The sequence below is a fragment of the Anabaena sp. 4-3 genome, assembly GCF_001597745.1.
Lineage (GTDB): Bacteria > Cyanobacteriota > Cyanobacteriia > Cyanobacteriales > Nostocaceae > Trichormus.
Map to the genome: position 1 here is coordinate 57,379 of NZ_LUHJ01000014.1, position 19,519 is coordinate 76,897.

14 protein-coding genes are annotated in these 19,519 nt (G+C 42.1%); 7 read left to right on the plus strand and 7 right to left on the minus strand.

Going from position 1 to position 19,519, the window contains the following annotated elements; genetic code table 11:
• Positions 1 to 53 precede the first annotated feature (53 nt).
• The 4 genes from A3775_RS03665 (at position 54) to A3775_RS03680 (ending at position 3,514) form a co-directional block, all read left to right on the plus strand.
• Positions 54 to 1,109, plus strand: a complete 1,056-nt coding sequence (locus A3775_RS03665) for a 30S ribosomal protein S1 (RefSeq protein ID WP_066380732.1) — start codon at positions 54 to 56, stop codon at positions 1,107 to 1,109.
• A 239-nt stretch (positions 1,110 to 1,348) separates the two neighbouring features.
• On the plus strand, positions 1,349 to 2,107 hold the full coding sequence (locus A3775_RS03670) for an HAD family hydrolase (RefSeq protein ID WP_066424006.1): 759 nt from the start codon (positions 1,349 to 1,351) through the stop codon (positions 2,105 to 2,107).
• Between the two features lie 156 nt (positions 2,108 to 2,263).
• The gene (locus A3775_RS03675; protein WP_066423895.1) at positions 2,264 to 2,845 is read left to right on the plus strand and encodes a Uma2 family endonuclease; all 582 of its coding nucleotides are present in this window, start codon (positions 2,264 to 2,266) and stop codon (positions 2,843 to 2,845) included.
• Positions 2,846 to 2,929: 84 nt separating this feature from the next.
• Positions 2,930 to 3,514, plus strand: a complete 585-nt coding sequence (locus A3775_RS03680; RefSeq protein WP_066380736.1) for a Uma2 family endonuclease — start codon at positions 2,930 to 2,932, stop codon at positions 3,512 to 3,514.
• On the opposite strand, the gene A3775_RS03685 is transcribed toward A3775_RS03680, so the two are convergent.
• Positions 3,511 to 4,575 carry a YheT family hydrolase gene (locus A3775_RS03685; protein WP_066423898.1) on the minus strand — a complete coding sequence of 355 codons (1,065 nt, stop codon included), beginning with the start codon at positions 4,573 to 4,575 and terminating at the stop codon, positions 3,511 to 3,513. The two genes, A3775_RS03680 and A3775_RS03685, sit on opposite strands and share 4 nt — an antisense overlap.
• Positions 4,576 to 4,730: 155 nt before the next feature.
• Here A3775_RS03685 and A3775_RS03690 point away from each other — a divergent pair, with 155 nt between their 5' ends.
• On the plus strand, positions 4,731 to 5,474 hold the full coding sequence (locus A3775_RS03690) for a response regulator transcription factor (protein ID WP_066423900.1): 744 nt from the start codon (positions 4,731 to 4,733) through the stop codon (positions 5,472 to 5,474).
• A 324-nt stretch (positions 5,475 to 5,798) separates the two neighbouring features.
• On the opposite strand, the gene chlP is transcribed toward A3775_RS03690, so the two are convergent.
• Positions 5,799 to 7,019: a geranylgeranyl reductase gene (gene chlP, locus A3775_RS03695; RefSeq protein ID WP_066381021.1), complete on the minus strand. Its 1,221-nt coding sequence runs from the start codon at positions 7,017 to 7,019 to the stop codon at positions 5,799 to 5,801.
• Positions 7,020 to 7,391: 372 nt separating this feature from the next.
• Between chlP and A3775_RS03705 the strand changes: the two genes are divergently transcribed.
• Together A3775_RS03705 and hetI are read left to right on the plus strand one after the other, a co-directional pair.
• The gene (locus A3775_RS03705) at positions 7,392 to 8,408 is read left to right on the plus strand and encodes a sulfate/molybdate ABC transporter ATP-binding protein (protein ID WP_066380739.1); all 1,017 of its coding nucleotides are present in this window, start codon (positions 7,392 to 7,394) and stop codon (positions 8,406 to 8,408) included.
• Between the two features lie 426 nt (positions 8,409 to 8,834).
• Positions 8,835 to 9,539, plus strand: coding sequence for a 4'-phosphopantetheinyl transferase HetI (gene hetI, locus A3775_RS03710; protein WP_066423903.1), 705 nt, complete (start codon positions 8,835 to 8,837; stop codon positions 9,537 to 9,539).
• 36 nt (positions 9,540 to 9,575) lie between these two features.
• Here the strand turns inward: hetI and A3775_RS03715 are convergent, their stop codons facing one another.
• The 5 genes from A3775_RS03715 to A3775_RS03735 all read right to left on the minus strand — a co-directional run bounded on the left by A3775_RS03715 (position 9,576) and on the right by A3775_RS03735 (position 19,252).
• Positions 9,576 to 10,436 carry an SDR family NAD(P)-dependent oxidoreductase gene (locus A3775_RS03715; protein WP_066380742.1) on the minus strand — a complete coding sequence of 287 codons (861 nt, stop codon included), beginning with the start codon at positions 10,434 to 10,436 and terminating at the stop codon, positions 9,576 to 9,578.
• 519 nt (positions 10,437 to 10,955) lie between these two features.
• A complete protein-coding gene (locus tag A3775_RS03720) occupies positions 10,956 to 12,488 on the minus strand; it encodes a thioester reductase domain-containing protein (protein WP_066423906.1) in 1,533 nt (510 codons plus the stop codon).
• 58 nt (positions 12,489 to 12,546) lie between these two features.
• Entirely contained in the window at positions 12,547 to 14,202 is a 1,656-nt protein-coding gene (locus A3775_RS03725) for a PfaD family polyunsaturated fatty acid/polyketide biosynthesis protein (protein ID WP_066423909.1), read from the minus strand.
• A gap of 99 nt (positions 14,203 to 14,301) precedes the next feature.
• Positions 14,302 to 17,646, minus strand: coding sequence for a type I polyketide synthase (locus tag A3775_RS03730; RefSeq protein WP_066423911.1), 3,345 nt, complete (start codon positions 17,644 to 17,646; stop codon positions 14,302 to 14,304).
• A 256-nt stretch (positions 17,647 to 17,902) separates the two neighbouring features.
• On the minus strand, positions 17,903 to 19,252 hold the full coding sequence (locus A3775_RS03735; RefSeq protein ID WP_066423913.1) for a polyketide synthase: 1,350 nt from the start codon (positions 19,250 to 19,252) through the stop codon (positions 17,903 to 17,905).
• Positions 19,253 to 19,519: the final 267 nt, after the last annotated feature.

The window sequence follows — 19,519 nt, forward strand, 5'->3', positions numbered from 1 at the left end:
TATCGCTATTATGGCATAACCTTTACGGAGACTCGAACCAGGAACAAATCAGCATGGTCAATCAGAACTTAACCGCTACAGAAATAGGATTTACTCACGAAGATTTCGCCGCCCTACTTGATAAGTACGATTATCATTTCAGCCCCGGAGATATCGTACCAGGCACAGTTTTTAGTATAGAACCGCGTGGCGCTCTGATTGACATCGGTGCTAAGACAGCAGCATACATACCTATACAAGAAATGTCTATAAACCGGGTTGATGCCCCGGAAGAAGTTTTACAATCAAACGAAACAAGAGAATTTTTCATCCTCACCGATGAAAATGAAGATGGACAGCTAACTCTTTCCATCCGTCGTATCGAATATATGCGTGCTTGGGAGCGTGTACGGCAGCTACAAGCAGAAGATGCTACCGTGCGCTCTGGTGTATTTGCTACCAACCGTGGTGGAGCGTTGGTTAGAATCGAAGGATTGCGTGGTTTTATCCCCGGTTCTCACATCAGCACCCGCAAACCTAAAGAAGAATTGGTCGGCGAAGAACTACCATTAAAATTCTTAGAAGTAGACGAAGAACGGAACCGCCTAGTTCTATCTCACCGTCGGGCATTAGTTGAACGTAAGATGAACCGCCTAGAAGTGGGCGAAGTCGTCATTGGTACAGTACGCGGTATCAAACCCTACGGTGCTTTCATCGATATCGGTGGTGTGAGTGGTTTGTTGCACATCTCTGAAATTTCTCACGAGCATATTGATACACCCCACAGTGTATTTAATGTCAATGATGAAGTGAAAGTGATGATCATTGACTTGGATGCAGAAAGAGGCAGAATTTCTCTGTCTACCAAACAGCTAGAACCAGAACCCGGTGACATGATTAAAAACCGTGATCTGGTTTATGATAAGGCCGAAGAAATGGCTGCTAAGTATCGAGAACAGCTGCTAGCTAAACAGCAAGGTATTACTTTACCAACTGAAGAAGTAGAAGTTACCACTGCGGTTGATGAAGAAGAAATTCCTTCAGCTACTGAAGCTGAAGCTGAAGCTGAAGCTGATACAGCAATTGAAGCAGCAGCAGAAGCAGAAACACCCGCAGCTATTGAAGAATAATACAGTTAAACTGTAGTGAAAAGCATTAAAACAATTTTAAAAGAGGGAAATTCCCTCTTTTTTTATGGGTTGATCAATTTTTAGGGAACACCAAAAAATCAATTATCCAAATCGACTCTTAGTAGGGTGCGTCAGTACGAGAAACTCTAGCTATACCAAGAAAATGTTCATACTGATGCACCCTACATTTTGGAGATTTTTTGCTCTGGAAGTCCCTGATTATTTTGTGGAGTAATATTTTGACAACTATTCAATGTAGAAACGTAAATTTTCCGAATGTTCAGGCGATTTTTTTCGACAAAAATGGTACTTTAGAAGACTCAGAAATTTATTTGCGATCGCTTGGACAAAAAGCAGCCCGGTTAATCGATGCTCAATTCCCTGGGATTGGCGAACCCTTATTAATGGCATTTGGGATTAACGGCGATATCCTAGATCATGCTGGCATCATGGCAGTCGCTAGCCGCCGAGACACAGAAATAGCCACCGCCGCCTATATTGCCGAAACCGGGAAAGGATGGTTTGAATGTTTAAAAATCGCGCGTCAAGCCTTAGATGAAGCGGAAAAAGCCGTTAAATCAACTCCTGCACCTCTCTTTCCTGGCGTTTTAACAGTTTTACAAACCCTCTCAGCCGCAGAAATCAAACTTGGTATCCTTTCCGCCGCGACAACAGCAGAAGTTAAAGATTTTGTAGCACGATATCAATTAAGTGATTACATCCAAGCTGAAATAGGCGTAGATGATGGACTGAGTAAACCAGATCCGGCACTATTTCTACAAGCTTGTCAAGTCCTAGGTGTAGAACCCGAAGCTACATTAATGGTAGGTGATTCCGTCGGTGATATGCAAATGGCGCGAAATGCCAAAGCCGCAGGTTGTATCGGTATTACTTGGGTAAATCAATCCAATAATGTCCAAGGTGCGGATGTGGTGATTAACAGACTAGATGAAATTCAACTTTTAGAAAATTCAGAACTTACGCAACTGGCATATTAGTAGGGTGCGTCAGATATCAAAAATACATTTATTGACAGCATTTAAACAGTCTGACGCACCCTACAAGACTAAAATCGATTCAAGTATCCGCACTTCCTACTCTCCATTCCCCAGTTAAACTAAACTGGCATTAAGACTCTTCATGGAGAACCTCTGATGCTATCAGTTAAACATCGATTTCAAAGCTTTGAAGAATACCTGTCCTATGATGATGGCACAGATAAGCTTTATGAGTTGTTTAATGGGGAGTTAATCGAGATGCCACCAGAATCAGGGATTAATGTTCAGATTGCCACCTTCTTATTAATTCAATTTGCCTCACTATTAGGTTATAGAAGAGTACGGGGGCATGGTTTAGAACTGGAAGTCAGAGGAGAACCCAGAAACCGTTATCCTGATCTGACTATTATTAGGGAAGAGCATATTCAGCAGTTAGCACAGCGTAATACTATTCGCCTATCGATGCTACCTCCGCTATTGGTGGTAGAAGTGGTGAGTCCCGGAGAATTACAACGACATAGAGATTTTATTGCCAAGCGTGTGCAGTATCAAGATTGCGGGATTCCTGAATATTGGATTGTTGACCCCGAAAACCAAACTGTATTGGTGTTAGAACTCCCTGATAATACTTACAGCGAGATTGGTAACTTTTCTGGTGATGATTTAATCGTTTCTCCACAATTTAATCAGCTAAATCTCAAAGTAGCGCAAATTTTTGCTGCTGTACATCAGGATTAAATAGAAAAATTAAATATCATATTATTGTTTATCTGTCAATATAAAGATACTAATATATTTATTTCTGCTAGTGGGCAACAAGTCATGCAAAACACAGAAACCACATTACAACTTCGCCAGTGGACAGTTGAAGAATATCACCGAATGGCTGAGGCTGGTATTTTTGGTGCAGAGGAACGAGTTGAACTTTTAGAAGGAAACATTATCTGGATGATTGCCAAAGGCACAGCCCATCGATCAGCAGTGGGTAGAATAGATAGATTGCTGCAAAATAGTTTAATGGATCTAGCTTTGATATGTGTTCAAGACCCTGTAAAGTTAAATGAACGGTCTGAACCAGAACCGGATATTGCTGTTGTGAAATTAGATCCTTTAGACTATGCAGACCACCATCCTACACCTGCTGAAGTTTATCTAATTATAGAAGTAGCAGATAGTAGCCTGAAGCTGGATTGTGAAACTAAAGCTCAAGCTTATTCCCAAGCGGGAATTCGAGATTATTGGGTGTTAGATGTAGTTAAACGTCAATTGCACGTTTTCCGAGAACCGACTATTGACGGTTATCAAAACCAAGTTATTTTGGCGGAAGATGGGACTATTACACCGTTGGAGTTTCCCGACTTACAGATTGGGATTTTAGAGATGTTACCGCCAATCAGTCGGTCTTAATTGAGAGAAATCATGTACTTCAACCATTGTAAGACTCGATTCCAAGCCCACCAAGGATCGGGGTCTTGGGCTTGCTGCTGATTTTTTTTGCTACTCATATAGGCAAGATGACCACCATGACGGGTGAGAATCAAATCGAGCATCGGATTGCTACCACAAGCCGCTTGTAAGTCTGGTATGATGTCTGGGGGAAAAAATGGGTCATCAGCAGCATAGATGATCAAAGTTGGTTTTGATATCTCTGGTAACAGTTGTAAAGCATTGCTGGCTTTATAATATGCTTCTACTGAAGGAAAACCGAGTTTTGGAATTACCAGTTCAGCGTCAAAATCCCAAATGCTATTTACCCGTTGAATAGCTGCGGGATCTAAGCTACCGGAGTGGGTATCATGTATTTGCCAGGCCAGTTTTTTGAGTGATTTAACAATTACAGAATCTAAGTATCTACCAAAGGGATAGCTGACTAGATATTTGAGCGATCGCATCTTATCTAAATTAGGACAAAGCACTACCCCACCTGCAATATCGCTGTATCTCAGACCAAAATATTCATTGTCTTTGGTCAAGTCAGCAGCCTTTTTTAACCCCCACAGTGCCAATTGTCCCCCTAGAGAGAAACCTGTAAACCAAAATTTCCTCGGACATCCCATAGCAGCAGTCGCCGCCGCCATCCTGACAAAATCTTCACCCTCAAATAAGCCATCAGACATTAATGTAGGTGACAATTCAGCCGTTTTACCATGACCGCGCCAATCAAATAACACGACAGCAAATCCTTGGGCATAAGCTTTAGTGGCCAGACTTCTGAGCAACCAATTACTATCTAGCTCGCCTGTAATCCCATAAGTGCCTACAATCGTACTATGTGCATTTTCAGGGATGGCAATCCAGGTATGAATCGGCACATTCTGCCCGCCCATCAGCACTGTTTTTTTATAAAGTGGCTCTGGATGAGGAATTGTGTTTTGCCAGTAACGTTGACCCCATAAAGCAGTATAGACTGTTGCGATCGCACCATTTTCTAAAAACCAAGCTGGTTTGTAGGGAAAGTAACACATCATTGCGAAAATTTCATGTAACTTAATGCTGATTTGGAAATTGTAATATTTTTAAGGTTTATGTTAGATTTAAAATCTTTTTTATAATCAAGACAGAAATCTTTGTATCTACCAAAGGTTCTTATTTATCCTTAATAAGTAGTAATAATTTTTTAAGAATGCCAAGGATTCTTGTCATAGACGATGACCCAGCAATTTCAGAACTGGTTGCTGTCAACCTAGAGATGGCTGGCTACGATGTTAGTCAAGCCGAAGATGGCATCAAAGGTCAAGCCTTAGCTCTCCAGCTACAACCAGACTTGATCATGCTGGATTTGATGTTGCCGAGAGTGGATGGATTTACAGTTTGCCAGCGTTTGCGGCGAGATGAGCGTACAGCCGAGATTCCCGTTCTGATGTTGACTGCCCTCAGTCAAACCCAAGATAAGGTAGAAGGCTTCAATGCTGGCGCAGACGACTACCTCACCAAGCCCTTTGAGGTAGAAGAGATGTTGGCCAGAGTACGGGCGTTATTACGGCGCACTGATCGCATACCCCAAGCAGCAAAGCACAGCGAAATTTTGAATTATGGCCCTTTAACACTCGTTCCAGAGCGATTTGAGGCTATATGGTTTCATCAAACGGTGAAACTCACTCATTTAGAATTTGAACTGCTGCACTGTTTGCTGCAACGTCATGGACAAACTGTTTCCCCTAGCGAAATCTTGAGGGAAGTTTGGGGTTACGATCCTGATGATGACATTGAAACTATTCGCGTGCATATCCGGCACTTGCGAACCAAGTTAGAACCTGATCCCCGCCATCCTCGCTATATCAAAACCGTTTATGGTGCGGGATATTGCCTGGAATTGCCCAGCGTGCCACCATCTAGTGAGGGTGCGACTACATCAGTAGTTGAATGAAATCTTACTCAATTCCTTAACAGAAGTGAACTTAGTAATGGATTTCATGAATTAGTAACAGTAGCATCATGCTCAAAAGGAGGCAGTTCACAAAGTAGGGTGAGGATCACAGGAAATTCTACTCTTCAATAGCTTGCGTTATGCCTGTTTAGATTTCGCTTCGCTAATTACCCTACAGGGAAGCCTTGCCTATAACTTGACAGATACGCCGCTACACATTAAAGCCAAACTTTTCTCAAATTAATTGGCACTCCCTGCTAGCAGAATCTAGGGAGTGCCAATTAAATCAGTTAACAGTTAACAGTTAACAGTTAACAGTCTAAATTAGGGTGCTAAGGCGTTACCACGCAACAGACTACCAATTGTCTTAGCAGTAATTTTTAACTGAGTGATGGGGTTAGCGGGAACAACTGTCTTATAAAGATAGCTGTCAAAAGTCAGCTTCTGCACATCCAAGTCTGCACACATCTCTACAAATGCTTCGCGGGTAGCATCAGAGCGATAGAATACGGTTTGCAGGATGTCCAGAACTTTATAAGTGAGTCCGTATTTTTTATCCCAACGCTTGAGATAAAGCTTGATTTCGTTTTCTGTAGGAATGCGGCTACCATTTTGGGAAACTTCCACAATGGTTTCTGCACACATCCGTCCAGATTTCGCCGCAAAGTAAATACCTTCACCGGAAGATTTGGTAACGTAGCCAGCCGCATCTCCAACTAAGGCGATACGTCCAACCACACGACGGGGACGGGGGTGTTCAGGAATGGGGTGAGCTTCGATTTTGATGATTTTGCCGCCTTCTAGCTTTTTGGCTGCACGGGCGCGAATTCCAGCCTGTAACTGTTTGATGCTGGCTTTATTGACGTGCATTGTGCCAGTACCGACCGCTACGTGGTCATATTTGGGGAACACCCAAGCGTAGAAGTCTGTAGAAACGTCATTTCCTACATACATTTCCGCTAGGTCGTGGTAGTACGCCAGTTTATCTTCGGGTAAGCGAATTCGCTCTTGGAAAGCGATCGCATAATTATAATCCCCAGCATCCATTTCTTTGGCAATCCGGGAATTAGCCCCATCCGCCCCGATAATTAAATCTACTTTCAGGGTTTTGGTAACACCTTGTACACCGCCTTCACTATGATCAATATAGTGAATAGTATATGGATCGGTGTTATTTGATGGTATATCTACTTTATGAACTGTGGCATTAATTAAATTTGCCCCTAGTTTTGCCGCGCGATTCCGCAAGAAGCCATCTAGCACTTCGCGGCGGCACATTCCTATATATTCTTCTTCTTTTATTAGATTGATATCAACCTCACGATTGGAAGGTGAAATCATCTTCATCTTCCGCACCTGGCGATCAATAATCTCTGGTGGTAAGTCAAATTCACTGACCATACACAGAGGAATTGCACCCCCACAGGGCTTGGCATTGTCTAGCTTACGCTCGAATAGATAGGTTTCAATCCCAGCTTTTGCTAGGATTTCAGCAGCAGAGGAACCAGCTGGGCCTGAGCCAACAACAGCAACCCGTAGTGTCAAAGGTTTTCTCCCAATCTTCACATTTACCGTTTACCGAAAGCATCGTACCACGGTCTTTTAGCTGATTTCGCGCTCTTGCGTCCGGTTTTGACATAAATGCAACAATCCTTAACATTTCGTTACAAAAGATTAAGGTTGGGATTGGGGATTAAGGTTGGGATTGGGGATTGGGGATTGGGGATTGGGGATTGGGGATTGGGGATTGGGGATTGGGGACTGGGGATTGGGGATTGGGGATTGGGCGAACTAAATGTATATTGTCGGAAGATTTTTCAGATTAATTTAATTTAATTGTCACGAGATATGGTATATATAAAAATTACGGTAATCCTAGCAATTAGCCGTAGTTAGAGTTGCAGAGGTGCAGAACTTGTGGGCATAGTAGTTGAAAATGTATCCAAGCAGTTCGGAAGTTTTAAAGCTGTTGATCAAGTCAGCTTAGAAATCAAAAGTGGGTCATTAGTCGCTTTATTGGGGCCTTCTGGTTCTGGAAAGTCTACCTTACTGCGTCTAATTGCTGGTTTAGAAATGCCGGATAGTGGCAAAATCTTACTGACAGGTAAAGATGCCACCCATCAAAGCGTACAAGAACGAAATATAGGCTTTGTATTTCAACACTATGCCCTGTTTAAGCATCTGACAGTCAGACAAAATATTGCATTTGGTTTAGAAATCCGCAAAGCACCCGCGAAAAAAATTAAGGGTCGGGTAGAACAGTTGCTAGAATTGGTGCAATTGAGTGGATTAGGCGATCGCTATCCCTCACAACTCTCTGGTGGACAAAGACAACGGGTAGCTTTAGCTAGAGCCTTAGCAGTAGAACCCAGCGTCTTACTATTAGATGAACCCTTTGGCGCGTTAGATGCCAAAGTCCGCAAAGACTTACGAGCTTGGTTACGTCGTTTACATGATGAAGTTCATGTGACTACCGTTTTCGTCACCCATGACCAAGAAGAAGCAATGGAAGTTTCCGATGAAGTGGTGGTGATGAATCAAGGACGGGTTGAGCAGGTGGGGACACCAGCAGAAATTTATGATAATCCTGCCACGGCTTTTGTAATGAGCTTCATCGGCCCGGTGAATGTCTTACCTAGCACCTCCAAGATTTTCCAAAGTGCTGGCTTTGATTCAGCACACCCAGAGGTATTTTTACGACCCCAGGATGTGCAGATAGAAAAACAAGCAAACGGTACTACTGCGCCGGCGACAGTCACCAGATTAATACATTTAGGTTGGGAGATTCAGGTAGAATTAACCTTAGATGATGGGCAAGTTGTGACTGCTCATTTAACCCGCGATCGCTTCAATGAGTTGCAGTTAGAAGCACAGCAAAAAGTATATGTAAAACCAAAGGATGCCAAATCCTTTCCCTTGTACTATTCCATCTAGGAGAGTAAAGTAGGCAAACAATACATTAAAACCGCATTTTTGCCAATATCTGAGGATATATATTAGCTTTTGCTGGTTTGTAGTAAGGACTTTAGTCCTTACTACGAACTGGTTCTTCCTTGCTTTGTGTATTCTTAATTGGTTGGTGAAGAAGCGGGTAGGGTAGTCAACAATAAAAATCCCTCAGCAGTGAACTGAGAGACTAAAACGTTTTTATTATTTTTCACACGAAAAATATCCCACTTCCATAGGATAGCTATACTTTTCAATTCGAGTGTGCCAAAATGCCTAATTGTTGATGGTTGACGGTTGACGGTTGACTGGGGAATGGGTAAAAGTTATCCTCCCTCCGCTCCTTCCTCATTTCCCAAGCATTCTTGAATTTTGAATTTTGAATTTTGAATTTTGAATTCGGAGCGCAGCGACGTGAATTGGCTACCTGCACCTACAGATTTAAGCTTATTACCAGATGAGGTTCATGTTTGGCGAATTCACCTGGAGATAACAGAATCACAATTAGAAGAATTTGCCGCAACTTTATCTAGTGATGAACTGACTCGCGCTAACAGATTTTATTTTCCAGAACACCGAAAGCGTTTTATTGCGGGTCGTGGTAGTCTTAGGAGTATATTATGCGGCTACTTGGGGATTGGAGCGCAACAAGTCAAATTTGATTATCAACCCCGTGGGAAACCAGTATTAGCAGAGGGTTTACAGCACAGTGGGTTATTGTTTAACTTGTCGCACTCGCAAAATTTAGCTTTGTGTGCGGTGAATTATCATCGGCTGATTGGGGTAGACTTGGAATATTTGCGTGATATTTCTGATGTAGAAGCCCTTGCTAAAAGGTTTTTTTTACCACAAGAATATGATGTAGTGCGATCGCTTCCTGAAAACCAAAAACAAAAAACTTTCTCTCGCTACTGGACTTGTAAAGAAGCGTATTTAAAAGCAACTGGTGATGGCATATCTCAGTTAGAACAAATTGAAATAGCACTAACTCCCACAGAACCCGCTAGGTTAAAAACATTACCCGATTGGAGTCTTTTAGAGTTAGTGCCTGATCATAACTATGTTGCTGCTCTTGCCGTAGCGGGTTGTGGCTGGCAGTTAAAATGTTGGCAGTATTAACCATCTAAGCCGCATCCCCAAATCAGCCGACTATTATTAGTAATAGCGTCCAACAGCTGCATCCTTGAGATTGGCTCTATTTTCCGAGCGTCTGTGGTTGAAATTGACTATTCCTAACCAGCGATACAGAGAATCAACCGAAGTGGGAGAAAATTGTCCCATAGCCAACATAAATTTTGTCAAACCTTCCGTAATTGGATTTTGATTGACAATGATTTCGGCTTTGTTACCTTTAATAGCACGCATCACAGCGTTGGTGATACCTTTAGGTGTAGTCATACCTGCTAATTTAGGTGCAGGTAAACGAGGATCGACAGTCATGCCAGTGTTAGAGACATATCCCGGACAAACCACCGAAATATTGACATTACTACCAGCTAATTCTTGACGGACGGCATCAGTCCACATAATCAAACCTGCTTTACTGGCGGAATAAATGCTATTAAAAGCAATACCCTTTTTACCAGCCAGAGAAGCAATGTTAACAATGCGGCCACTACCTCGTTCCATCATGTTGGGGAGGAGTAAACGAGTTAATTCCATAGCAGCCAATAAGTTAGTGTTGAAGACAGATTGAATTTCCGCGAGAGAGTAATTGGCAAACGCACTATTAATTTCGATGCCAGCATTGTTGATTAAAACATCAACGGGGCCGACAGTTGCGTGAACCTGCTCAGTGAGAGCCGATAATTGCGCTACATTAGCGATATCGAAAGGAATAGCGACAGCTCTACCACCTGCTGCTGTAATTGCATGACAAGTTTGCTCTAATCCTGAACGGGAACGCGAAACACATACGATAGTTGCTTGCTCTTTAGCTAAAGCACGAGCAATGTATACACCTAGACCGCGTGAGGCACCGGTCAACAGCACTGTCTTATCTGTGAGAGTTCTCATTGTAACCTGCTAATACCTGTATTCTGAACGGCAGGATTCACGCATCATACAGTTGGTAAACTCTGTGTAGCCTAATTCAGACCCCAGACAGTTCAAACCATCAAACTACCCACCTATCCGCAACTCAATGCGATAAAGACAGCTACATTACACACTTGCTTACATAAATTAAGCAGTAGACTGCACTGGTTGAAACAAAATTAGGAAAAATGACTCATAAAAGCGTTAATCGCCTTCCGTTGCAGAACAGGCATGAAGTCAAGGATTTGTTCAGAGAGGTTCGACTTTACGTCAACTTCATTTATAGCATTGATTGTATGAAGCTAGTGTTAATAGTAAACCTAATTTAATGTATGGAGACTGGGGACTGGGGACTGGGAAAGAGAAATGTCAGGAACTATCACAAGAAAGACCCAGCTTCTCAAAGAAACTGGGTGAATTGGACGCATAAAGCCAAACCTTGTTAAACTCTCCGCGTACCTCCGCGCTTCCTCCGCGTACCTCTGCGTTTAAACCCTTCTAACCCAAACTCAAAAAACCACTTTGAATCAAGTAAGCTGTATAAGTCATAAACAACTTGGCATCAATTGGCGCACAAGTCACACCACTACCAGCCAGAGCCTTAACAGTAGCTTCACAACTGATGTGAGGTCTTTTAGCCTTGAGATACAAATCAGGAATAGTGAGTTGTTCATCAGACCAACGTTCAAGGAGGAAAGGACGCAAAGTGTATAAAGGATTATCAGTAGAAGTGGCACTTTCAATTAACTTAGCTTGCCATTCTTCATAGGGTATAATGTTAACTTCATAACCAAAAGAGCGCACCCAATCAACTAAAACACTTAAAGCAACTGGTTGGGGATGTTGTAAGTTAAAAGCCTTACCTAGAGATGCTTGTTGCATCGAGAGATAAACGATCGCTTTGCTGACATAATCTACAGGAGACATATCCAACATATATTCTACTGCCGGGAAATAGCCCATTTGCAGACAACCCTTAACCATCAAATTGATAAAGTCGTGGGTGTTACCGATACCTGTTTGACTGTCACCGGAGATTAAAGGGGGTCTATGAATAGTAACAGGCAGACCGCGATCGCGTGCAATCTTCACTAACTTTTCTGCTACCCATTTAGTTTGGGAGTAACCCAAATAAATACCTTCCCAGTGGCTAAAATTATCATCCTCTTTTACCACTTTACCAGCATAAAAAGGAGATTCAAACACCGCCACACTAGAAACATAATGCAGAGGCTTAACTTTCACTTGACAAGCCAAACGCAAAACCTCTTGAGTTCCTAAAACATTAGCCGCTTTCAGTGCCGAATAAGGGAACACATAATTTAACAAAGCAGCACTATGATAAATAGTGTCAACTTCTGCGGCTAAAGTTTGAAACTGAGTAGAACTTAGACCTAACAATGGTTCAGATAAATCACCAAGAACAGGGATAATACGAGATTCATACTCATCCTGCCAAATAGCATAACCAGCTAAATTCTTTTGCAGCTTGCTTTTACCTTCTTCCAAGTTAGCAGCACGCACCAAACAATAGATATCAGCCTGAGTTTGCTTGAGCAATTCCCGAATAATAAAAGCACCTAAAAAACCAGTACCACCAGTTACAAATACCTTTTTCGGTTGAGTGATAGGTAAAGCAACAGGAATAGCACCACCAGGGTGAATAGTGGGATCAAGAACAGCTTCAGCTTGTAAATCCAAAATAGGGGTATCAGTGTTGACACTAGAAGTATTTGTTGGACGTACAGCACCAGTATCTTTTACCTCTGCTTTCTCCTCTAATTCTTCAGCCAAACGCTGAGATAATGATTCAATTGTGGGATAATGCCATAACAACAAAGGCGATGGTTGAAAGCCTAACAACTTCTCTAATTGACTCACCATAGTCATCGCTTGGGCAGAGTCCAAACCATAACTTTCTAAATTCACACTGGGGTCAATTTCATCAGCATCTACACTCAGTAATTCAGCTAGGTGAGACACCATCCAAGCTTGAATATCTGCCGCACTATAAGATTGTGTTAGATTCATTTTGAAAACTCCAAATATTTACCGAACTCACGGTTAAAACTCAACAGTCAGCAATTTCCTAACGAACTGGGCGATATTGCAGGTAATAATCAGGGATTTGCATTCCTTGAATTTTCAAACTTTGAACGCGATATAAAAACGCTGCGCCCGTCATAATGTGATTAGCAACATCAACAACATGACGATTATTTGCATCTGCTAAATAAGAACCCCGCACCCAGTCATTAAAACTTCCCATTGCTGGGCCGCACCAAATTTGATAATCAACTTCTCGACCTTTTTCAGCAGCAGTAGACCAACGAGAAGATAATCCTAAATACCACCGGAAAATTAAAGCCATTTTCAACTTAGGATTATTAACAGCCTTACCTAACTTTTCAGGATTTTTTTGTGATAAATAAGCAGCCGTTCCTTCCCAAACCTCAGCAATAGTTTTCCGAAAAACTTGTTTTTCTAACTTCTCCCTTTCCGCCGCAGGAATTTCTTCAATAGAGTTATAACTGCGATACAATTCATATAGTTTTTGCGCCCGCATGGGGAACATAGTACCCCGTTTTAGAACCTGTACTTTTACCCCCATTTCAAACATATCACCGGCGGGGGCCATAGTCACATCAGCCATTTCCGCTTGTGCTAATAATTTTTTGGTATGTTCACAAGCACCAGATTCAACACAAGCTTGATTCACTGAACCAGTAACTACATAAGCAGCACCCATCATAAAAGCTGCTAAAGCTGATTCTGGGGTAGCAATTCCCCCAGCCGCACCGACTCTAATCGGTTGAGAATAATGATATTGAGCTTGAATTTCATCCCTCAAAGCAATGATAGAAGAAAGCAAACAAACCAAGGGACGATTATCAGTATGTCCCCCAGAATCAGCTTCTACAGTAATATCATCAGCGATTGGAACTTGAGCAGCAAGTTTAGCTTGCAACTCAGTAATTAAACCTTGTTGCAACAATTCTTGGAGAATTCTTGGTGGTGCTGGCTGCATAAATTTACTCGCTACTTCTCGGCGAGAAATTTTGGCAATTACTTTATTTTTGATTTCAATTTGATTCGCATCATTTAAACTTAGCCCCGCAACTCGGTAATAAACAATGTTAGGTGTTAAATCTAAAAATGCGGAAGCTTCAACAATTCGCACACCATATTTTAAATATAAATCCACAGCCCGGCGTTCAACTGCCATATCATTAGGGCTGTGAATTAAATTAAAAGCGTAGGGATGATGAGGTAAAGCTTGTTGAATTTTTTGAATAGCTGCTTCTAGTCTCTCAGGAGTTAAACCACCTGCACCAAAAGAACTTAAAATCTTTTCTCTACCCAATGCAATAACCATTTCTTCGGAAGCAATACCGCCAGCCATTGCACCAGTCATATAGGCATATTTCACACCATAACATGAGAGAAAACTGGAGTCGCCTAGTTGTTGGCTGGTGATGGGTGCAATTGATGTTAATAGTTCTAATTGTCCGACTGTAGCACTATCAGCAGTAGTTAAAAAACCATCATTAGTTACGCCAACTTGTTCTGCTACTTTGACAAAGTAACAAGGTTTATCTACAGCCAGTAATTTATTTTTGATAGCTGTTTTTTCAAAAGCTACACAATCTAAATTACCTTTCCAAACTAGATTGTGATTGTTGGTGTGGTTGGGAAAGCCCAGACCATTATCAGATTTATTTATAAGCGTATCCACAGTCGTCACAGTCGTTTCCTCGCACGATATGCAATAAATTATTAATGTTCGTAGTAAGGACTTCAGTCCTTCTTTTCTAAGGACTAAAGTCCTTACTACAAACTTGAATTACTTCGCCTCTTCATTTAATAAATCTGCGGCGCAAACCATTTGTAATTGAATGATTTCGCTCAGTTGTTTACTAAAATCTTGTCTGGCTTTTAAGAAGTCTGTGTGATTTTTAGTTATGCGTGCGTTGTTTGCGTTCAGTTTTTGATACTGAACTTTGTTTAGTTCCAACATATTGATGATGGTGGCAAATTCGTCGTCGGTTTCAGGTGAATTTAAAACTCTCTGAGGCGTTGCAGAGTCAGAAGTATTTGACTCAGAAAATTCTACTGGTTCTTCTATTTTAAAATTGTGTTCCATGATATCTTTCATGGAATCTTTTTCTGAGTCAACTGTGGGAGTAGGAATTTCTACAGTCGGGTTTTCACTATTAGTAACATCCTGAGATAAGTTCAGGGAATTTATACTCAGGTAATCACCAAATACTGGTTGTTTTGGCTGTCGTTTTTCTGCTATCTCTTGGAAGAGTTTACGGTTTTCTTCCGTTAAAATTTTGCTAGTAATTGAGTCACCACCAACTGTGACAGTCCGCAGCATGGCTTTATTTTGCTTGCTGGTTGTAACTGGGCTGTAAAGTGGTGATAAGTCTAAATTCACCCGATGACTAACGAGTTTACCTAACGCTTTGACAATGGAACTGTGATCATCCATCCCGCGACGGTTCAGGGATACTGTGATGTGTTCTTTGTCTTCGAGGATTTTGTCTATCCAGCGAGAACAAACACTACCAGCACCAGCTTCTATAAAGATTTTTGTTCCGTCGTCGTAGATGCGGTTAACTAATTTGGGAAAGTCTAATTCTTGAGATAACCCTGTGGCGATGCTATGAGCAATTATCTCACTTTCTAATTTGATGGTTTGATACTCAGCCGCCGAATAAAATACAATACCGGGTATTTCCTGACTTGGTAGTGTGTTTAATTTGACTAGCTCATCAAACTCCGATCGCATGGCTTGACAATGAATCACATGATCGAAGGGAGCAGGGAAAGCATTACAACCAATGGTTTTAATTACCCTTTGACAAGCTGCTGGTTCACCTGCAATTAATACTTCTTCGGGGGTATTAATCTGTGTCAAATAAACATGGGGTTCGTTTCTAATGGCATCCCGTACTTGTACAGGACTCGCCATTAACACATAATTACCCCATAAATTATCCTCTGAAGTTGTGGTAGATTTTGGTAATCCCCAATACTCACGCACAGCATTTTTTGGGCCTGATAAGCGATCGCCAAATAATGCTGATGAGTTGAAAGAACTACTACCTTCATAAAAATTGCTCCACACCCCCTGAGCAACCATCATACTGGTTTCACCCAAGCTATAGCCAAACACATATTTCGGTTTGACTTGAAAATCATCCCGAATCACGGTGGTTAGCAGTCTGGTGCAGAACATTTCCGCCTCAAACATGGCTAGAGAATCATCTAACAATTCCCTCTCTAGCTTTTCTAGTTGTCTGGTAGTTAACTTGCTCAAACTACGCGGAAATACCCGACGTTCCACATCAGCAGCCCGTTTGTAGATACTCTTGACGAAGGGGTTGTCATGCAGTTTGGGGAAGAGGCGGAACAGATTACGACCAATACCTATATAAGAATTTACCGCCGCCGGATACACATAAGCCACCTCGCCTTTTTTACCCAAGGGGTTGGCTGTAAAGTAACTACCTGTGGGTGTTTGCCAATCTGTTCCTTTATCAAAGGCTGCATTAATACCTTTGCGGGCTGATTCCAGTTCTCGAAGAAGCTCTTTTTTATTGCGTCCGGTAATTGATACAGCGTACTGTGCGGTGGTTTGTTGCTGATATCTATTAAACGCTTGGCTAGCAGTCTCAGATAGAGAATCACTCTCTTCAATACTCTTTTGTAGACTATCCAAAGCCGTCATCAAACTAGAACGGTCATCAGCCGCTATGGGGAACAGATAGAAAGGCGTTTGCTGTAAATATCTATTCGGACGTTCTGGTTGATTGACTTCTTCCGACAAAATTACATGGGCGTAACTCCCATCAGAACCCATACCATTAACGGCGGCGATACGTCGCGGGGCGTTCTTGCTGAGAAACCAAGGACGGGATTCTGTCGCCACATAAAAAGGACTACCTTCAAAAGCTTCCGGTGTTTTGACACCAGACCAGTTAGGGGTAGCTGGGATGTATCTGTAATACAGACATAAAGCCGTTTTAATTAAGCTAGCGATTCCAGAGGCGACACAGGTATGACCGATATTAGCTTTGACGCTGCCAATAGCACAGTGTAAACCATTACCTACAGGCGGATAGGCTTGGACTAAACCAGCAATTTCCGCTTCGTCTTCTTGGGGAATTCCACTACCGCAAACCTCGACATAGTTAACTTGGTCGGGTTGAATACCTGCGGTTTGTAGGGCTTGCTGACAAGCTTGGTTAATGCTTGCGCCGTCTAGATTTGAGTAGGTTTGACCGATACTAACGGCATCAATTACGGCATAAATGCGATCGCCATTTTCGAGTGCTTGGTCATGACGCTTGAGAACTACAACCCCCGCACCTTCTCCCGGTGTCCAACCGTTGGCTTTTTGGTCATAGCTCAAGGTGTTAACACCAGTATTAATATTAGCTGATTGACTGCGTAATAATACGTTTTCCACACCGCCAGCTAAATCGACCGCACCAACAACCACAGCATCAACTTCTTCAGTCAACAGTAGCATTTGTGCCACTTCCAACGCCTTGAATGCGGAAGTTTCTACAGCCGTGAGAGTGAAAGAAGGCCCGGTAAAATTCCACAGCGAAGAAACCCGACTCGCCATAATGTTGCCGATGTAGCTTAAATACTCACCAATCTCGACTTGATGGTGAACGCTATCTTTAACAATGGTTTCTAGTTGGGCAATTTTTTCTGATGGTAGCGTAATTTCTGCCGCATTCAGACCGTCTTTGACTTGCCAAGACGAATCCCAGCGTTGTTGTAGTTGATGGACAGATAACTCTGTTTCTGTGGCGATAATGACAGCTACATTGCCACCTTCTGGAATTTTCGCATCTTTGAGGGCGCGATCGGCTACTGTCAGTAGTAGCAGTTGTTGGGGGTTGAGTTTTTCGACTTCGTTGGGAGGAATCTTATAAGTGAGGGTATCAATATCAAACTCTTTGATATATGCGCCTACGGGGGCTTTACCTTCTACTAAGCCGTACTTTTGTAGTAGTTCTTTTTGTGCTTCGATACCGTACCATCTCTTGGGCGGTAAGGGGATGAAGTGCTGTTTACCGTCGTAGATACTGCGTTCAAATGCGTCTAAGGTGTTGCATTCACCGAAGAAGGCATCCATGCCTACAATAGCGATTTTTTGTTCTGACATCTCTTTAGTATTGTCAATGTTGAATTTATTGGATTTCTTGCATCAATACTTTGGTGTTGCTGAATAATTTTTTTAGAGGTTCGCGCAAAGGCGCAAAGGTAAGAGCGCAAATTGTTGCAATAGGTTTAGTGAAGGGTTTTGGTGTTGCTGAATCAGAATATGAAACGTCGAAATTACCTTTTTTTTCTTTGTAACTTTGCGTCTTTGCGACTTTGCGTGAGACATAATCATATCTTTCTCCGCAACGCCAAATTTCTTATTTCTCTAGAATCAGGTGGGAGTTTGTACCACCGAAGCCAAAGGCACTTAAGGCTATGTGTTTAGTTGGGTTGGTTTGCGGCCAAGGTGTGGGAGTTCGGACGATGTTGTTGGAGGGAATGACTTTGTTTTCTGATTTGATCGGGTTGTTGATGTTGATGGTGGGTGGAATTACACCTTGATTTAGGCTATAAATTGCTTTCGTTAAACTTACCATCCCAGCAGCTACTAATAAGTGACCGACGTTAGCTTTGGCTGAACCAACTAAAGGTTTTGCTTGATGTTGTCCAAAAAAGGATTCTATAGAGGTGAGTTCGGTGGTGTCTCCGAGTAATGTGCCGGTAGCGTGACACTCCATATAATCAATAGCTTTGGGGTTAAGTCGAGCTTCTTGATAGGCTCTCTCAAAGGCTAGGATTTGTCCTTTGGTATTGGGGCTGACTAAATGCTTACCTTTGCCATCGTTAGAAAGTCCATTACCGCAAACCGTTGCTAGGATTTTATCTCTATCTCTGACAGCATCACTGTAGCGTTTTAACATTACCATGCCGATACCTTCAGAGGTAATTAAGCCTCGTGAAGCTTGATCTAGAGGTGCGCTAATGCCGTTTTCTGGATAGGCTTGAATACCGGAGAATAGCATCCTTAAGAATAGAGGATCTGAGGAACTGATAGCTCCGGCTAGCATGACATCAGCTTTGCCTGACTGTAAGTAATGGGATGCTAATTTGATGGCATAGAAGGAGGAAGAACAAGCTGCATCTATACAAAAATGAGTAGCTGAAAGAGAGAAAGCTTTAGCAATTAATGCAGCCGGTAAACCGGAAATCATCGCGTTTTGCGTAGCGGCTTTAGTAGTTGTAGGGATAGCCGCTAGATGGAAATCTTGATTTTGTAAAAGTTCTGCGATCGCTGGCTCGATGGTTTGCCGATAAATTGGTGCAATTAGTTGATTAGAAAGTTTTGTGGGTAAGGAAAGTGTTCCTAAAATTACGCCACATTTAGATAGGACTTGTTTATTTCCCCAATAACCACTATTTTGTATTGCTTGTTTGGCTGCGTATAGTGACCATTTGAAGGTGTTATCTAAGCTTTCCACAAATTCCGATGGCAGATTGTATTCACTGGCATCAAATTTAAAATTGCGGATAAATCCACCTTTGAGGAAGTAAAATTTTTCCGGCTTGCCTTTTACTGGTTCGTAAAATATTGTGGGGTCTAAGCCCATTTCTTCGACTGTAATTGATGATGTCGAATCTTTCTGCTCAGTGAGATTCTGCCAAAATTGATCGGGATTGTTAGCATCAGGAAAGAGGCATGATAATCCGATGATGGCGATTTTTTCCACTGTTTATTCCTCGTTTGGGTATTAAGCGATAAGAGCAGTTTCAGGTAAGGTTTTCGCTTCCTGAATTTGACAGTATTTAAACTGTTTTCTAAACTCGCAAGGATTTACGCTATTCCCGAACTTGAGATTAATAAATGGTTTACTATTGCCATCCTAGTTCATTTAGGATGTTTTGAGGGGTTTTAAGTTAAGATTGGTCTCACGCAGAGGCGCAGAGGAGGACACTTGCGTGGGCGGCTTTGCCGACTTGAGCAAAGTGTCCGTCGC

Bases quoted from the DNA above. Each gene is read 5' to 3' on its own strand.
- A3775_RS03665 (WP_066380732.1), top strand. From the start codon at position 54: ATGGTCAATCAGAACTTAACCGCTACAGAAATAGGATTTACTCACGAA.
- A3775_RS03675 (WP_066423895.1), top strand. From the start codon at position 2,264: ATGCTATCAGTTAAACATCGATTTCAAAGCTTTGAAGAATACCTGTCC.
- A3775_RS03680 (WP_066380736.1), top strand. From the start codon at position 2,930: ATGCAAAACACAGAAACCACATTACAACTTCGCCAGTGGACAGTTGAA.
- A3775_RS03685 (WP_066423898.1), bottom strand. From the start codon at position 4,575: ATGATGTGTTACTTTCCCTACAAACCAGCTTGGTTTTTAGAAAATGGT.
- A3775_RS03690 (WP_066423900.1), top strand. From the start codon at position 4,731: ATGCCAAGGATTCTTGTCATAGACGATGACCCAGCAATTTCAGAACTG.
- A3775_RS03715 (WP_066380742.1), bottom strand. From the start codon at position 10,436: ATGAGAACTCTCACAGATAAGACAGTGCTGTTGACCGGTGCCTCACGC.
- A3775_RS03720 (WP_066423906.1), bottom strand. From the start codon at position 12,488: ATGAATCTAACACAATCTTATAGTGCGGCAGATATTCAAGCTTGGATG.
- A3775_RS03730 (WP_066423911.1), bottom strand. From the start codon at position 17,646: ATGTCAGAACAAAAAATCGCTATTGTAGGCATGGATGCCTTCTTCGGT.